Below are 14597 nucleotides of genomic sequence, written 5' to 3' on the forward strand. Positions count from 1 at the left end.
TGGCAGCCACCACTCGGGATAGCTCAGGCGACGGGCCTGAGCTGCCACTGCTGGCAGTCGTTGTTCAGCCAGGTCCACTGGCGTACGTCGGCGCCGTCGGCGGTGGAGCAGTTGGCGACGTCGGCGACCTTGCCGGTGGACTCGTTGACGATGCGGACGTAGTCGCCGCTGGCGGTGTAAACGAGCCTGAACTTCTGGCAGTTGTTGTTCAGCCAGGACCACTGCCGGATGTCGGCGCCGTCGGCGGAGCCGCAGTTCGCGATGTCCATGACCTTGCCGGTGGCGACGTTCACCAGCCGGCTGGTGTCGTTGCCCTGGTCCTCGACGCGCCACTTCTGGTTGGCGCCCGTATGGCAGGCCCACTGCTGGATGTTGGTGCCGTCGGCGGGGTCGCTGTTCGCGACGTCCAGGCACTTACCGCTGTGGCGGTTCACCAGTTGGTAGGAGGTCGGGGTGAGTGCCGTCTCCCCGGAGGGACCGGGCAGGGTGGTTCCGAGCGCGACCGGGGTGCCGAAGTTCGGGGTGCCGTCGGCGTTCCAGGTGAACTTCTGGGCCCGGGTGGTGCGGCCGTTGCCGCAGCCGCCGTTGGTGGTGTTGTTGGCGTGGTAGACGATCCAGTTCTCGGTGCCGTCTGGTGAGGTGAAGAATCCGTTGTGACCGGGTCCGTAGACGCCCGCCGCGTCGTCGCGCTGGAAGACGGGGGTCTGCTTCTTCGTCCAGGAGGAGGCGAGGAGCGGGTCGCTGCCGGTGAGCTCCAGCTGGCCCAGTTTGTAGTCCGGGGTGGAGCAGAAGCTCGCGGAGAAGGTGAGGAAGGTCCGACCGTCGTGGTAAAGGGGTTCGGGGCCCTCGTTGACCGGAGTGCGCGATCTCTCCCAGCTCAGGGTGGGGCTGGAGATGATGCTGAAGGTCTGACTGCTGAGTGTGTACGGGTTGCTCATCTGCGCGATGACCAGGCTCTGTGTACTGCCGTTGATGAAGCCGCTGCCCACCAGGTACAGCTTGTCGTCGTGCTTGAGCACGCTGGCGTCGATGAGCCAGCCACCGGTCGACAGGTTGGAGCCGGTGAGCATGTTCTTGTACGTGTACGGACCCATGGGGTCCGTACCGGCGCTTTCCAGGACATGGGTGCGCTGGGAGTCGCAACAGGCGACTCCGGCTGGGCCGGCGGAGTAGTAGAGGTACCAGTGGCCGTCGAAGAAGTGCAGCTCCGGCGCCCAGATGTTGTTGTTGCGGGCCGGGTTGGTGTCACTCCAAACCTGGACGCTGGCGGCGGTGGAGAGACCGGCCAGGGTCGGTGACTTCCGCATGGTCAGGACGCCGGTGAAGGTCGTGGTGATCAGGTAGTAGTTGCCGTTGTAGTACTCCAGCCAGGGGTCGGCGCCCTTCTGTGACTTGACCGGGTTGGTGAACGGCCGGCCGTCGGCAGAAGTGGCGGGCTGTGTGGTGACCAGTGAAGCGAACAGGGCCAGCAGAGCTGCCCCGAGTGCGAACCAGTGACGGGTGCGGAACACGGAAAGTCCCCTTCAGCAGCGCGTTCGAGAATGCGAACATCGTGCGTAACGTCGGACAGAGGTGGGCAGAGGGGCCGCGTACCCGGTCGACCGCGGTACGGCGGGCCCGCCCCGTGAGTCAGCTGAGTCAGTAGACGGCTTTGAAGGTGGCGTCCGCCCGGTCGGCCTCGGTCGAGATCTCGTCGAGCCGCAGTACGAAGGACGAGTGCCGGAGGTAGCGCGTCGGGAAGCGGGCCGAGCGGAACGACGACCAGGTTCCGTCGGCGAGGCCGGCGACACGGGTGAACGTGGCGTCGCTGGCGAAGCCCGACGTTCCGTCGTTACGGACGACCTTGATCTCGAAGTTGTCCTGTCTCAGGTAGTGGCCGGGGAAGTTGACCGACTCGAACGACACCGCGCTCGGGTCGGACAGCCCGGGCCGCAGCCGCCACTGAGCGTCCTGGTAGGGGTCGAAGGGCAGCTCGCTGATGCGGCCGGCGAAGCTCGCGTGGCGGACGTAGTGGCCGGGGAAGTTGTAGGACTTCAGCAGGTTCCAGCCCGTGCCGCCGTACCGGGCGAGGAGCCGGTCGCGGTCGGCTGCGGTGATCGGCTGGATGGTGTTGTGCTTCGCGTTCAGCGGCGCGGTGTAGGACTGGCGGCCCACCTTGGTCCATGTTCCCGACACCAGGTCGCCCTGCCACAGGTCGAACTTCGCGTTGGGGCAGAAGGTGTCACCCCACAGCGACCAGGTGGACGAGGTGAGGGACTTCACCAGCGTCGGGGCCTCGGTGCACCGGTTCTCGGCGACGCCCTCGGTGTACTTGGTGAAGCTGCCCGGTTCCACCGATGTCGACCGCGCGCCGGCCAGCCGTCCCGTCACGTTGCTCTTGTAGTAGAGGTAGTTGGATCCGTTGACGCCGGTGACGACGTGGGAGTCGAGGATGCCCGAGCCCGTGTCGTAGAACACCACGGGGTCGGTGGCGGTGACGAAGTCGGTCGTGTAGGCGGCGGCGATCACGGAGTGCGAGGAACCCTGCGGGACGGTGGTGAACGTGATGCCGTAGGCGCTGCGGACCGGGTCCCAGTGGACGGCCGGGGCCCAGCTGTAGGAATTCGCGTTGGTGGCGTTGACCTTGAGTAGCTGGTCCGCCGACCAGTTCACCAGGTCCGGCGAGGTCCAGACGTGGATGTTCGGGTTGGCCTTCGTGAAGCTGCCGCCCACGGCGATGTCGGTCGCCAGAGCGACCCAGCTGCCGTCCCACAGCCGGTACAGGAACGGGTCGCGGATACCCTTGGTGCCCGCGGTCGGGGTGAGGATCGCGTTGTTGTCGTTGAGCGGCGTCCACTCCCGGCCGTCGTCACTGACGGCGAGATGCAGGGCGTTGACGTTGCCCGCTCCGCTGATCGACTCCTTGAAGTAGCCCATCACGTAGGCGGAATCGGCATCCGCCGCTTCGGCCGTCTGCGTGGGCGCGACCACACCCGCGACGATCGCGATCAGGGCGACCAAAAACGCCCGTATTCGGATCAATCGTGCCAACATACTCTCCCTCGTCCTCTCGGTGAGAGGCCGGGCGGGTGGCACACGCCACCCGCCTGGCAGCGGCGGACCTCGGTGAAGAAGACGACACCGAGGGGAACGACCTGCCGGACCGGCGCCGGCGTCCCTGTCAGGTCAGCTCGTGACGCGGAAGGTGGCGTCGTTGCGTGCGGTGTCGGTGGTGATGGGGTCGAGCTTCAGTTCGAAGGCGTAGTGGCGGATGTAGCGGTCGGGGTGGTTGTACGACTGGAACGACGACCAGGAGGAGTCGGCGAGTCCGGCGACCTGCCGGAAGGTGGCGTCGGCGGCGAACTGGGTGCTGCCGTCGTTGTAGGCCAGCTGGAAGTCGAAGTTGACGTGGCGCAGGAAGTATCCGGGGAAGTTGACCGACTCGAAGGAGACGGTTCCGGACCCGGCCAGGCCGGGCCGCGGCCGGAACTGGGCGTCCTGGTTGGTGATGTTCTGGTCGATGCGCACGTCGAAGTTGGTGTGCCGCACGTAGCGGTCCTGGAAGTTGAACGACTGGAGCCGCTTGGGGGCGATGTTGGCGTAGCGCGCCTGAACCCGGCTCTCCTCGGCGGCCGTCAGGGTCAGGATCTCACCGTGCCGCTTCTTGGTCCCGCCCATGCTGTAGCTTCCCGCGGCCGGCAGGCGGTAACTGCTCGATGCGGACGGGTTGGTGGTCAGGACCGGCATGTAACCGCGGCTGGTGGCGTACTGGTCGAGGTAGAGGGCCCACTCGTTGCGGTCACGGAACTTCATCCACATCGGGCCCTCGACCTGGGCGCCGGTGAGGCCGATGCCGGAGAGGTTACCGATGGTGGTCCAGGTCCCCAGGATCGAATTGCTGCCCTCGAGGGTGATCTGGCCGTCGCCGGAGGCACGCACGTAGCGGTACTGACCGACGCCGGCCGGCTGCTCGATGATCTGGGTGTCGATGATGCCCTGGGTGCCGGGGCGGTCGATGTAGAGCTGCGGAGTCGTGATGGTGTGGAAGTCGGAGGTGCGGGCGTAGTAGATGCGGTGCTTCAGCACACCGTTGAGGGTGGCGTTGGTCGCCCAGTACAGGACGTAGTCGTTGGTTTCCTCGTCCCAGATCGCTTCCGGCGCCCACGCGTTGCGCCCGTCGGGGATCGCGCCGGCGACGTTCAGCAGCCAGGGCTGTGACCAGGTGACCAGGTCGCTCGACTCCCACACCACGAGGTTGCGGCTGCCGTTGGACGTGGAGTCCCCCCACGATTGGCCGCAGCCGATGCACAGGTCGGTCGCGATGATCCAGTACTTGCTCCCGTCGGGAGAACGGACCAGGGCGGGGTCACGCACTCCGCGCGTGCCCACCGTGGAGCGCAGGACCATGCCTCCGCCGTTGAGGTCGTTCCAGTTCAGGCCGTCCGTGCTGTGCGAGAAGTAGATCTGCTGCCCCGTTGCCCCCTCCCCGATGAAGTGCGCCATCAGATAGCCCGGATCGGCGGCGGCGGCCCGCTGGGGCGTGGTCAGGACCTGGGCGGTGAAGAGCAGGCAGGCGGCGACGAGTATCGCCGTCAGCCGGGCTCGAAGCGCTGACATGTACATATCCTGTCTTTCTGGGGGCCACGATCAGGTGAAAGTGGAGTCGAGGGGGAAGCTCGCGGTCTCTGCGCCGCTGGAGGGATCTGTTGCCGCGCGACGCGGGACGCGGCGCTGCCGAGGAACCGCCGAACGGCCGGGTCGTCTGTGCGTGATCAGGACCGTAGACACCTCCGGCACGGGGAGGGGCGCCCCGTGCCGGCCATAGGCAGGCGTCGAATCGCCGTACCCAGGAGATGTCCTCAGGGCCGACCCGCTCGATGTGTCCGCGCGCCGGTGCTGACTAGCCTCGGCTCCACTTCTGGGTGGCGTTACCGAGAGCCGTCCACAGCTGGACCGGCGATCCGTTGGCCTTCGCCGAGTTCTTCACATCGATCGCGAGGCCGTTGGAGCGGTTGATGGCAGAGCCGTCCAGACGGAACGACCACTTCTGGCTGGACTTGCCGTTGCAGGTCCAGAGGATCAGCTTGGTACCGGCGGTCGTGCCGTCACCGGCCGCGGCCAGGCAGTTACCCGCGACGCGGAGTTCACCCGCGGCGGTCTGCGTGATGGTCTGGTTCTGGTTCCCGGAGCAGTCCCAGATCTGTACCTGAACACCCGTCTGTCCGTTGGGCACGTCGAGGCAGCGACCCGAGTTTGCACCCTTCAGCGTGAAGGGGTTCGCCGGTGCCGGGTCCTGGACGAGCTGCCACTCCTGCGCGTCGTCCGCCGCGGGGTCCGTGGCCGTGTTGATCGACGCCTGCAGGGTGACGGGGCCGCTCTGGGCGGCGCCCGTCATGAAGAGGCTCGCGTTACGGACCGATCGGATCTTGTAGTAGCCGTCGGTCGAGGGGGCGAGGGTCCACTGCTTGTCGGTGGCTCCGTCGTCGACCCACTGGGCCAGGCGCTGCCCTGCTGTCGCGCTGCCGGTCCAGACAGCGACCGAGCGGCCACCGGCCTTGTTCAGCAGGGAGACGTTGCCGCCCTTCTCCGTCACGTGCCAGCGCTGTGTGTCGTCCACGGCATCCTTGTCGCGCAGGACGAGGTCGGGCGCGTTCCCGGTGAGGTTCGCGTCCTGCGTCTTCCCGGCGTCCGGGCTGAGAACCTGACCGGTCGCACGGTTGACGAGGGTGCTGTAGGTGCCGGCGGACCGGCCGAGGTCGACCTCGGCGTACTTCACCGGACCGACGCTGCCGCCCGCCCACGCGGCCTGGAGGATCAGGACGCGTCCCGTGCCGTCCACGTACTGGAGGTTGCGGCTGTACCCGGCGGCGATCGGCGTCTGGTACTCCTTCCAGGTGCCGTCACTGCGGCCGGACTCGTTCACCCAGACGTTCTTGTCACCGGCGGCGTTCATCACGATCCGTCCGTCCGGCAGCGGCTGGAGCACCGGGCTGCCGCCGGTCGGCAGCGTGCGCCCACCAGCCGGCACGGGCAGCTCGGTGATCGGCTGGTCGGCGGCCGCGTAGAACTTCAGCGGATCGTCCGCGATCCTGTAGCGGACGTCCGGGCCGCCGACGAAGTACTCGTAGGTCATGATCCACTTGCCGTCGGTCGTCGGGGCCAGCGTCGTCATGCCCGGGCGTTTGCCGCCGATCTGTGTCTTGCCGTTCCCCCGGCTGACCGTGGTACCCGCCATGTCGACGACCGGCTGACTCCAGGACGTGCTGCGGCCGTCCCAGGTCTTGTGCGCGAGGATCTGGCCGTCCGAGTCCGGCGCGGTGTCGTTGTCGGGGTCGAGGACCGGTATGCCGGTGGTGGCGTCGTAGCTGAGGTAGTCGTTCTCGTCGGAGTAGTAGGCGACGAGTTTGCCGTTGCGGGCGATCAGGTACGGCTCCCAGACCGGGTCCTGCTGCGCGTTGCTGTTGGCGCTCGAGTCGGTCCCGCCCTGCCAGCTGCCGGTGGCGATGATGTTCTCGACGCTCCAGGTCGCACCCTGGTCGGTGCTGGCGTACAGGGCGATCGCCACGTCCTTGCGGTCACCGTTACCGGTCGGCGCCCAGTTGGGGTCGGCGGCCTTCTTCTCCTTGTAGTAGTAGTCGTCCCCCGAGACCACGCTCGCGAGAAGCAATGTGCCCGCGCGGAGGTCTCCCACGTCCTGCGGGAGCACGTAGAAGTAAGGGTTCGTCCAGTTACTGGTGTATTTGGCATATTTCGGGTCACTGGACAGTTCGGAGGGCGGCTTCACATCGGTCAGCTTCTGCCAGGTCGTGCCGTCGTCGTCGCTCTTGTAGACCGGCAGCGTCTGCCCCACCGGAGCGCCCTGGCTGTTCTCGAACGACGCCACGATCCGGCCCCCCGGCAACTGGGCCGACTTCGGGTAGAGGACACAGGGCCTCTTGTTGCACGCGGCGGAATTGTCCGCCACATACAGATTCGACGAGCTCGGCTGATATGCCGACGCACTCGTCGCGGAGGCAAGGGCGACTGCCATGCCGACGCAGCCAGCCGTCGCTGCCGCAAAAGCCTTCCGTACCAAGGGTCTTGTCATTGCAGGTCCTCTGAGCTCATGGCGGTGGCGGGTGAATAACCTGGTGCCTGTGTCATCGGAGTATCGGGAAGCGGAGCCCTGATGTCACCGGCGCGTTTCCGAAAGAGTTTCGTAGCCCGGTCCTCCTCGGGTATTGACGGCGTCGACCGGGGCCCACGGCCACGTGACCGGTGGTTTTTGTCGTCCGTGCAGTGCTCTTGCCGCCGCCTGCCGAGCCCCGTTACTTTGCAGCGGAGTTTTGGCAGATACGCGGCGCGGTCCGGCACATCGGTGTTCGGCGAACAGAACGGGCATCGAGGAAGTGACACATCCAGGTCGGGGCCGACAAGAAGCTCAGTACGGTTTGCTGACGAACATCGCCGCCGAGGCGGGAGTCTCGCTCAGTACCGTGTCCAAGGTGGTGCACCGACGTCGGGACGTCGGCGCGGCGACGCGCGCCAGAGTCGAGGAGCTGCTGGACCGCTATAGCTACGCCCGCCCGTGGGAGCGGGATCCCTCGACGCCCCGGCAGATCATCGCGGTGTTCCGTGACCTGTCGGGCCCGTACACCTTGGAGGTGGCGCGCGGGATCGTGGACGCGGCCGGTGAGTTGGGCATCAACGTGGTCACGGGGACCACGGGCCGCCGGTCCATTTCCGGATGGCTCGAGGAGTGCGTGGCGCTCGGTGCGGCCGGGATGGTCATCGTGATCTCGATGCTGGCCGAAGAGGATCAACGCCGGATCGTCGAGCAGCGGATCCCCGTGGTGCTGATCGACCCGCTCAGCGCGCCGACGCAGGACATTCCCAGCATCGGCGTGACGAACTGGAGCGGCGCCCGGGAGGCCGTGCAACACCTGCTGGACCTCGGGCACACCCGGATCGGCATGGTCGCGGGCCGCTCGCATTCTCTGGCCGGGGCGGCACGCGTGCACGGCTACCGGGCCGCCCTGGAGGAAGCCGCCCTGGCCTACGACCCCGCGATCGTCCGCTCGACCGACTTCGACTACGACGAAGCGCTCGCCGCCAGCCTGCAGATCCTGCGGGCCCACGACCCGCCCACGGCCGTCTTCGCGGCCAGCGACGCACAGGCGCTCGGCGTGCTGGAGGCCGCTCGCCAGCAGGGACTGGGCGTACCGGACGACCTCGCGGTGATGTCCTTCGACGACACCCTGGTGGCGGCCATGGCCTGCCCGCCGCTGAGCGCCGTACGGCAGCCGTTCGAGGAGCTGGGGCGCGAGGCGACGCGGATCCTCCTGGAACTCGCCCAGGGCCGGCCGCCCGCGTCCCCGCGCATCGAGCTCGCCACGGAGCTCGTGCTGCGGACGTCGACGAAGGCTCGCACTCCGGCGGTTTCCGGGTAACGCGATCCGGCCGGCGGCGCATGCCGCCGGCCCCTTCGTCCGCCTCCCGCCGGCTCACTCCCGCTCGACGGACACGGGAACCGTATGATGCCGCAGGACCGTCGCGTCCCGCTCCACGCCGACCAGTTGCATGACCTCCCGCGCCGGTGTGTCCAGGCTGGAGGAGCCCGCGTGGAGCACGATCTCGCCGGGTTCGACGACGCGTCGGCCGTCCAGGCCAGTGAAGGCCAGGCGGTCGGTGTGGACGTGGAAACGGATGGTCGCCTGCTCGCCGGGAGCGAGGGCGACCTTGGCGAAGCCGAGCAGGAAACGCACCGGTCGGGTCACCTGCGCGACCGGGTCGACGGCGTACAGCTGGACCGTTTCGGCGCCCGCCACCGCTCCTGTGTTGCGCACCCGCGCGCTGACCGTGAACTCGCCGTCCGTCGGCACCTGGTCGCGGTCGACGGTCATGAGGTCGGTCTCAAACGTGGTGTACGACAGTCCGTGGCCGAACGGGAACGCGGGGGTGGGGTCGAGGTTGGACAGGAAGCTCTGCCGGTCGCCGAGCGGCGGGTGGAGGTAGGTGTACGGCTGCCCGCCCGGCGAGGCGGGGATCTGCACGGGGAGCTTTCCACTGAAGTTGGCCCGCCCGGAGAGGAGTTGGGCCAGCGCCCGGCCGCCCTCCTCCCCCGGCAGGAAGACCTGCACCAGGGCCGCGGCGGCGGGCGCGAACCGGCCCAAGGCGTAGGGCCTGCCGCTGCTGACGACCACCACGACCGGCTTCCCGGTCTCCAGGAGCGCCTCGACCAGTTCCTCCTGAACGCCCGGCAACCGCAGGTCCTCCACGTCGCAGCCCTCCCCCGAGGTGCCGATGCCGAACATGCCCGCCTTGTCGCCGACGACGAGGACGGTGAGGTCGGCCCCCGCGCAGGCCGCCACCGCGGCCGGGATCCCGGAGCGGTCCTCGTCGCGGATCGGGCAGCCCTGCGCGAACTCCCAATGAACGGACGGGAGTTCCTCGGCGAGGGCGGTACGCAGGGAGGCCGCCTCGACGCCGTCGCCGAGGTCGTCGCGGTCTGCGAGGACGTGGTTGGGGAAGCTGTAGCAGCCGAACATGGTGCGCACGTCGTCGGCGCACGGGCCGATCAATGCGATCCGGCCGACGGACGGGAGAGGCAGGGTCCCGTCGTTCGACAGCAGAACGGCGCTCGACTGTGCCACGGCGTAGGCAAGCCCACGGTTCTCCGGCTTGTCGAGGTCCAGTTCACCCGCGCGCAGAGCAGGGGGCTGTGGGTCCCAGTCGGGATCCAGCAGCCCGAGTTCGATCTTCTGCCGCAGCACCCGGCGCACCGCGCGGTCGACCAGGTTTTCGTCCACCAGCCCCTGTTGTACGGCGTGGACGAGGGCGTCGCCGAAGCCGCGCTGGTCGGGCAGTTCCACGTCCATCCCGGCGCTCAGCGCGAGCGCGCCGGCGTCGCGCAGGTCGGCGGCCACCCGGTGGGCGCTCACCAGGAAGGGCAGGGACCAGTAGTCGGAGACGACGGTCCCCTCGAACCCCCACGCCTCACGCAGGACGTCGGTCAGCAGCCACCGGCTGGCGGCGGGCGCCTCGCCGTCGATCTCGGCGTACGAGTTCATCACCGAACCCACGCCGGCGGCGACGAGCCGTTCGAAGGGCGGCAGGATGACGTCGAACAGTTCGCGGCGGCCGGCGTGCACGGGGGCGTGGTTGCGGCCACCCATGGACGCGGAGTACCCGGCGAAGTGCTTGAGGGTGGCGTACACACCGGCGCTCTGCAACCCGGTGACGTACGCCTCGGCCACCTCACCCACCAGGTACGGGTCCTCGCCGTAGGTCTCCTCGCAGCGACCCCAGCGGTAGTCGCGGATCACGTCGACGACCGGGGCAAGCCCCTGGTGAACGCCGGCCTCGGCCATGTCGGCGCCGATCGCCTCGCCGACTCGGCGGATCAGTTCGGGGTCGAAGGTGGCGGCCATCGCCAGCGAGGTGGGGTAGATGGTGGCGCCGTAGGCGGTGAAGCCGGTCAGGCACTCGTCGTGCGCCATGGCCGGGATACCGAACCTGCTCTGTGCCACCACCTGCCGCTGGTGCTCGGCCAGGAGGCGGGCGTGCTCCAGAGCAGGGCGGGGCAGGGTCCCGTAGGGCCGGGTGAGCTGTCCCAGACCGTGCCGGGCGGTTTCGTCGAGGTCACCGACGCGGCCGAAGTGGTTGCTGCCCGGGGCCACTTCCGGGCCGTCGGCCTCGATGTCCTCCCAGGTGCTGCTGAGCTGGGCGACCTTCTCGGGGAGGGTGAGCCGGGCGAGGAGGGCCTCGGCCCGGTCGGGTGCCGATCGGGCGAGATCGGCCCAAGGCCGGTCGTCCTGTTCCTGGGGGATGCCGCCGTGGTCCGGCATGGTGGTCGTCATTCACGACTCCTCGGGGATGGCCGATGCGCGAGGGGGCGCGCGGGGTGTGCGTGGGCATGCCGACGGGACCGGGCGCGCTGCCCGGCCGTCGCGCGAAGCGAACCGCCCTACAAAGTGGGCTACTTGGAGAAACCGGCGGTGAGGCCGGCGACGAGCTGGCGGCGGGCGAGGGTGAACAGCGCGAGCATCGGCAGGGTGGAGAGCACCACCGCGGCCATCGTGGCCGGTACGTCGATGCCGAACTGCCCCCGGTAGAGGGTCAGCGCCAGTGGCAGCACCGCCTTGTCGCCGCTCTGGGTGAGGATGAGCGGGAAGAGGAAGCCGTTCCAGACCTGCAGCCCGTCGTAGACGGCGACCGTCATCAGCGCCGGGCGCGCCAGCGGCGCCGCGAGCGAGATGAGCATGCGCCAGTCACCGGCGCCGTCCACGATCATCGCCTCGAACAGGGAGCGCGGCACGTCGCGCAGGAAGCTCACCAGGATCATCACGGTGATCGGCAGCGCGAACGCCGCCGAGGGCAGAACGATCGCGAGCAGGCTGTCGTACAGGTTCATTCTGATGATCAGCAGGTACACCGGGATGATCACCGCCTGCAGGGGGATCGCCAGGCCCAGCAGGTACAGCCGGAAGGACACGCGGGAAAGCCTGCTTCCGGCGTTGCGGACGATCGCGAACGAAGCCATGAGGGCGACGACGACAGCGATCACGACCGTCGCCGCGGTGACGATGACGCTGTTGAGCAGGTAGGTCGTGAAGTCGCCTGCCAGGACGGTCCGGTAGTTGTCGAGCGTGGGGTGGCCGGGCAGGGCCAGTGGGCTGCCGGCGGTGAAGTCGGCACGGCTGCGCAGGCTGGTGATCACCAGCCAGTACACGGGTATGACGACCACCGCCGCCCACAAGAGCGTGGCGCTGCCTGTCAGGGCACGCCACAGCGCGCCGACGGCCGTGATCCGACGGAGGGATCCGGGCCGCGGCGCCGTTACTGGGCGCTCGGCGGCACCTTCCCGGTCGTTGCCGGTACGGGGATCGCGGGTCTTGGTGACGATGGTGCTCACATGCCCTCCTGCTGGCTGTCCATCCGGGTGAAGCCGGACAAGCGGGTGGTCAGCAGCGACAGGCCGAGGCCGAAGACCACCAGGAGGGCGGCGACGGCGCTGGCCCGGCCCATGTCATGGGCCTGGAATCCGGTGATGTACATGGAAAGAGGAAGGACGCGGGTGGCGGTGCCCGGGCCGCCGGTGCCGCCGGACAGGACGAAGATCAGGTCGAAGTAGGTCAGCGAGCCGACGAGCATGAGCGTGCTGGACGTGACCATCGTGTACTTCAGCTGCGGAAGCGTGATGCGCCGGAACCGGGTCGCCGGCCCGGCGCCGTCAAGGGCGGCGGCCTCGTACAGGACGGTCGGGATCTGCCGTATGCCGGCCTGATAGAGCAGGGCGTGGAACGGCACGAACTGCCACGCGATCACGAAGATCACGGTGTACAGGGCCAGGTCCGGAGAGCCCAGCAGCGGCTTCGCCAGCCAGTGCAGTCCGGGCGTGGCGCCGATGCCGAAGGACGGGTCGAGCAGCGCCTGCCAGGTCAGGCCGATCGCCACGGCGGACAGCAGCAGCGGGAGGAAGAACAGTACGGCGAACAGGGCGCGCAGCCTCCCGCGGGGCGCCTGGAAGTGGCCGAGTGCCAGGGCGACGGGCGTCTGGACCAGCCAGCTGATCACCATCACCTTGACGGTGAGCCACAGTGCCTGCCAGGTGGCACCGTCGGTCAGGACAGCGCTCCAGTTGGCGACGCCCGCCCAGCCGACGGAGCCCAGGCCGTCCCAGCGGGCAAGACTGAGCGCCACGACGCCCACGAGGGGGACGAGGCCGAACAGGCCGAAGAGGAGCAGGGCGGGGGCAGCCATGAGGAGGCCGCTGGAGCGGCGGCCTCTCCCACGGCCGGCTCGAAGAGCGGTGGTCACGATGTCGCCTTGCTCATGTTCGTGCCGAACTCGGCGGGCGGGATCTGGCGCAGGAACGATTTGTCGGTGTTGGTCAGCAGCGGGTCGGCCTGGTCGGACGGCAGTGCCTGGTCCCAGGAGAGCTGGAAGCTCGGCGCGTTCTGCACCAGGCCGTAGACGAACGTGAGCCACGCCTTGTCGGACGACGACTTCACCGTCGCCAGCTTCGACTCCAGGCCATTGACCGGCGGCACACTGCCGGCGGCGAGGTAGGCGTCGACCTGGGAGTCGTTCAGAACGTAGTCGTTGAAGTACGTCAGCGCGGCCGACTTGTTCTTGGTGGCCGAGTTCAGCGACAGGAAGTTCGAGGGGTTGCCGACGATGCTGTCCGCCTTGCCGGCGCCGCCGGGCAGCGTCGGGAAGGCGGTGTAGCCCAGGTCGCCCTTGGCCAGGAAGTCGGGCGCGGCCTTGGCGATGTTGGCGTACTCCCAGGTGCCCATCACCTCCATCGCCGCCTTGCCCGTGTAGAGCAGGGCCGTGGAGGCGCCCTGGTCGTAGCTGACGGAGGAAGCGTTGTCGCCGAAGGCGCCGGCCTTCGACAGGTCCTGCAGGTACTGGTTGGCCTGGGTGACCGAGGGGTCCTTCCAGGCCGAGGCGTCACCGGAGGCGATCTTCGTGAAGACGTCGGAGCCGCCCTGGCGGTCCAGCAGGTACTCCAGGTACATCAGCGTCGGCCACTTGGAGTTCGCCGCGAGCGACATCGGCACAACGTCCTTCGCCTTCAGCTTCTTCACGGCCGCCAGCAGATCGGCGTACGTCTTCGGCGGCTCGACGCCCGCATCGGCCAGCACCTTCTTGTTGTAGTAGAGGACGACCGGGGCGAGACCGTTGGCGGGCACACCGTAGACCTTGCCGTCGAAGGTGGCACTCTGCATCACACTGGGGGTGAACCGGTCGGCCTTCACGTCCGACGCCCTCAGCGTGTCGACCTTGCCCGCCTTGACGTAGTCGTTCAGCGCGCCGCCGCCCCAGCTGAAGAAGATGTCCGGAGCCTGGTTCGCGCCGAAGGCGACACGCAGCTTCTGCTTGTAGTCGTCGTTGGCGAACAGCCTCAGGGTGATCTTCTCGTCCGGGTGGTCGTTGTTGTAGGCGTCGACGGACTCCTTCAGGATCGTCTGGTCGTTGAGCGCCCACATCGTCAGGCCCTTCGCCGACGACGTCGTGGACGGCCCCGACGTCCCGCACGCGGCGAGGCCCAGGGCCGCCGACGCGGTGACCGCAATCGCAACGGCGCCTCGAATTCTGGGAGTTCCGAGAATTCCGCTGATAGGGATTCCCCGCATGGTGTGCCTCTCTTCTCTCGGCATGCCATTGGCATGGGTGAGGCAGGCGAACCGGAAACCGTCACGAAAAGGTTTCGGATGCCTCACCGCGGGTGGCCTGCCTGCTGACCGGGACCCTGACACGACTTTCACACCGGGGACAAGGACGGGAATTCCTCGGTTACGAAACACTTTCGCGCACCGCGCGGAAATGCCGAGAAGGACGACCGCTCGCCAGTGAGCGGAGCCTCAGAGGGGGCCGTCCGGCGAAGGGCGTGCGGACGTATTCCGCCGTCTTGCCACGTGCGCCAACCGGCTCGGCTTGGAAGGCGGCGATGTCGGAGGGCTCGCGGCCGACGCCGCCGGGCACCGGGGTGACCCGGGCGGCGATGCCGTCGAGCTCGGCCGGGCGACGTCCCCGGCTCGGGGCGCGGTGGATGCCGACGTCAGTGACGGTAGGGCCGGGCTTGGCATGCTCCGGCGCGACGAGACCGGGCACGTCCGCGGTGACGACGTCGC

9 protein-coding genes are annotated in these 14597 nt (G+C 68.4%); 1 reads left to right on the forward strand and 8 read right to left on the reverse strand.

Annotation, left to right across the window (positions count from 1 at the left end; genetic code table 11):
- Nucleotides 1–23 precede the first annotated feature (23 nt).
- The 4 genes from OG734_RS05960 to OG734_RS05975 form a co-directional block, all read right to left on the reverse strand.
- The gene (locus tag OG734_RS05960; RefSeq protein WP_330286406.1) at nucleotides 24–1511 is read right to left on the reverse strand and encodes a family 43 glycosylhydrolase; all 1488 of its coding nucleotides are present in this window, start codon (nucleotides 1509–1511) and stop codon (nucleotides 24–26) included.
- A gap of 127 nt (nucleotides 1512–1638) precedes the next feature.
- Entirely contained in the window at nucleotides 1639–3021 is a 1383-nt protein-coding gene (locus OG734_RS05965; RefSeq protein ID WP_330286407.1) for a glycoside hydrolase family 43 protein, read from the reverse strand.
- 144 nt (nucleotides 3022–3165) lie between these two features.
- Nucleotides 3166–4596 carry a glycoside hydrolase family 43 protein gene (locus OG734_RS05970; protein WP_330286408.1) on the reverse strand — a complete coding sequence of 477 codons (1431 nt, stop codon included), beginning with the start codon at nucleotides 4594–4596 and terminating at the stop codon, nucleotides 3166–3168.
- A 283-nt stretch (nucleotides 4597–4879) separates the two neighbouring features.
- Nucleotides 4880–7066 carry an RICIN domain-containing protein gene (locus OG734_RS05975; protein WP_443064831.1) on the reverse strand — a complete coding sequence of 729 codons (2187 nt, stop codon included), beginning with the start codon at nucleotides 7064–7066 and terminating at the stop codon, nucleotides 4880–4882.
- A gap of 343 nt (nucleotides 7067–7409) precedes the next feature.
- On the opposite strand from OG734_RS05975, the gene OG734_RS05980 reads away from it, so the two are divergent.
- Nucleotides 7410–8408 carry a LacI family DNA-binding transcriptional regulator gene (locus tag OG734_RS05980; protein WP_330286410.1) on the forward strand — a complete coding sequence of 333 codons (999 nt, stop codon included), beginning with the start codon at nucleotides 7410–7412 and terminating at the stop codon, nucleotides 8406–8408.
- A 54-nt stretch (nucleotides 8409–8462) separates the two neighbouring features.
- On the opposite strand, the gene OG734_RS05985 is transcribed toward OG734_RS05980, so the two are convergent.
- From OG734_RS05985 to OG734_RS06000, 4 genes are all read right to left on the reverse strand, one after another.
- The gene (locus OG734_RS05985) at nucleotides 8463–10817 is read right to left on the reverse strand and encodes a glycoside hydrolase family 3 N-terminal domain-containing protein (protein WP_330286411.1); all 2355 of its coding nucleotides are present in this window, start codon (nucleotides 10815–10817) and stop codon (nucleotides 8463–8465) included.
- Nucleotides 10818–10936: 119 nt separating this feature from the next.
- Nucleotides 10937–11872: a carbohydrate ABC transporter permease gene (locus tag OG734_RS05990; protein WP_330286412.1), complete on the reverse strand. Its 936-nt coding sequence runs from the start codon at nucleotides 11870–11872 to the stop codon at nucleotides 10937–10939.
- Complete coding sequence (locus tag OG734_RS05995) at nucleotides 11869–12720, reverse strand: carbohydrate ABC transporter permease (protein ID WP_330286413.1); 852 nt, start codon at nucleotides 12718–12720, stop codon at nucleotides 11869–11871. The genes OG734_RS05990 and OG734_RS05995 overlap by 4 nt, the downstream gene beginning before the upstream one ends.
- Before the next feature lie 53 nt (nucleotides 12721–12773).
- Nucleotides 12774–14099 carry an ABC transporter substrate-binding protein gene (locus tag OG734_RS06000; protein WP_330286414.1) on the reverse strand — a complete coding sequence of 442 codons (1326 nt, stop codon included), beginning with the start codon at nucleotides 14097–14099 and terminating at the stop codon, nucleotides 12774–12776.
- Nucleotides 14100–14597: the final 498 nt, after the last annotated feature.

Origin of the sequence: Streptomyces sp. NBC_00576 (assembly GCF_036345175.1) — a bacterium.
In the GTDB taxonomy this organism is placed as follows: Bacteria; Actinomycetota; Actinomycetes; order Streptomycetales; family Streptomycetaceae; genus Streptomyces.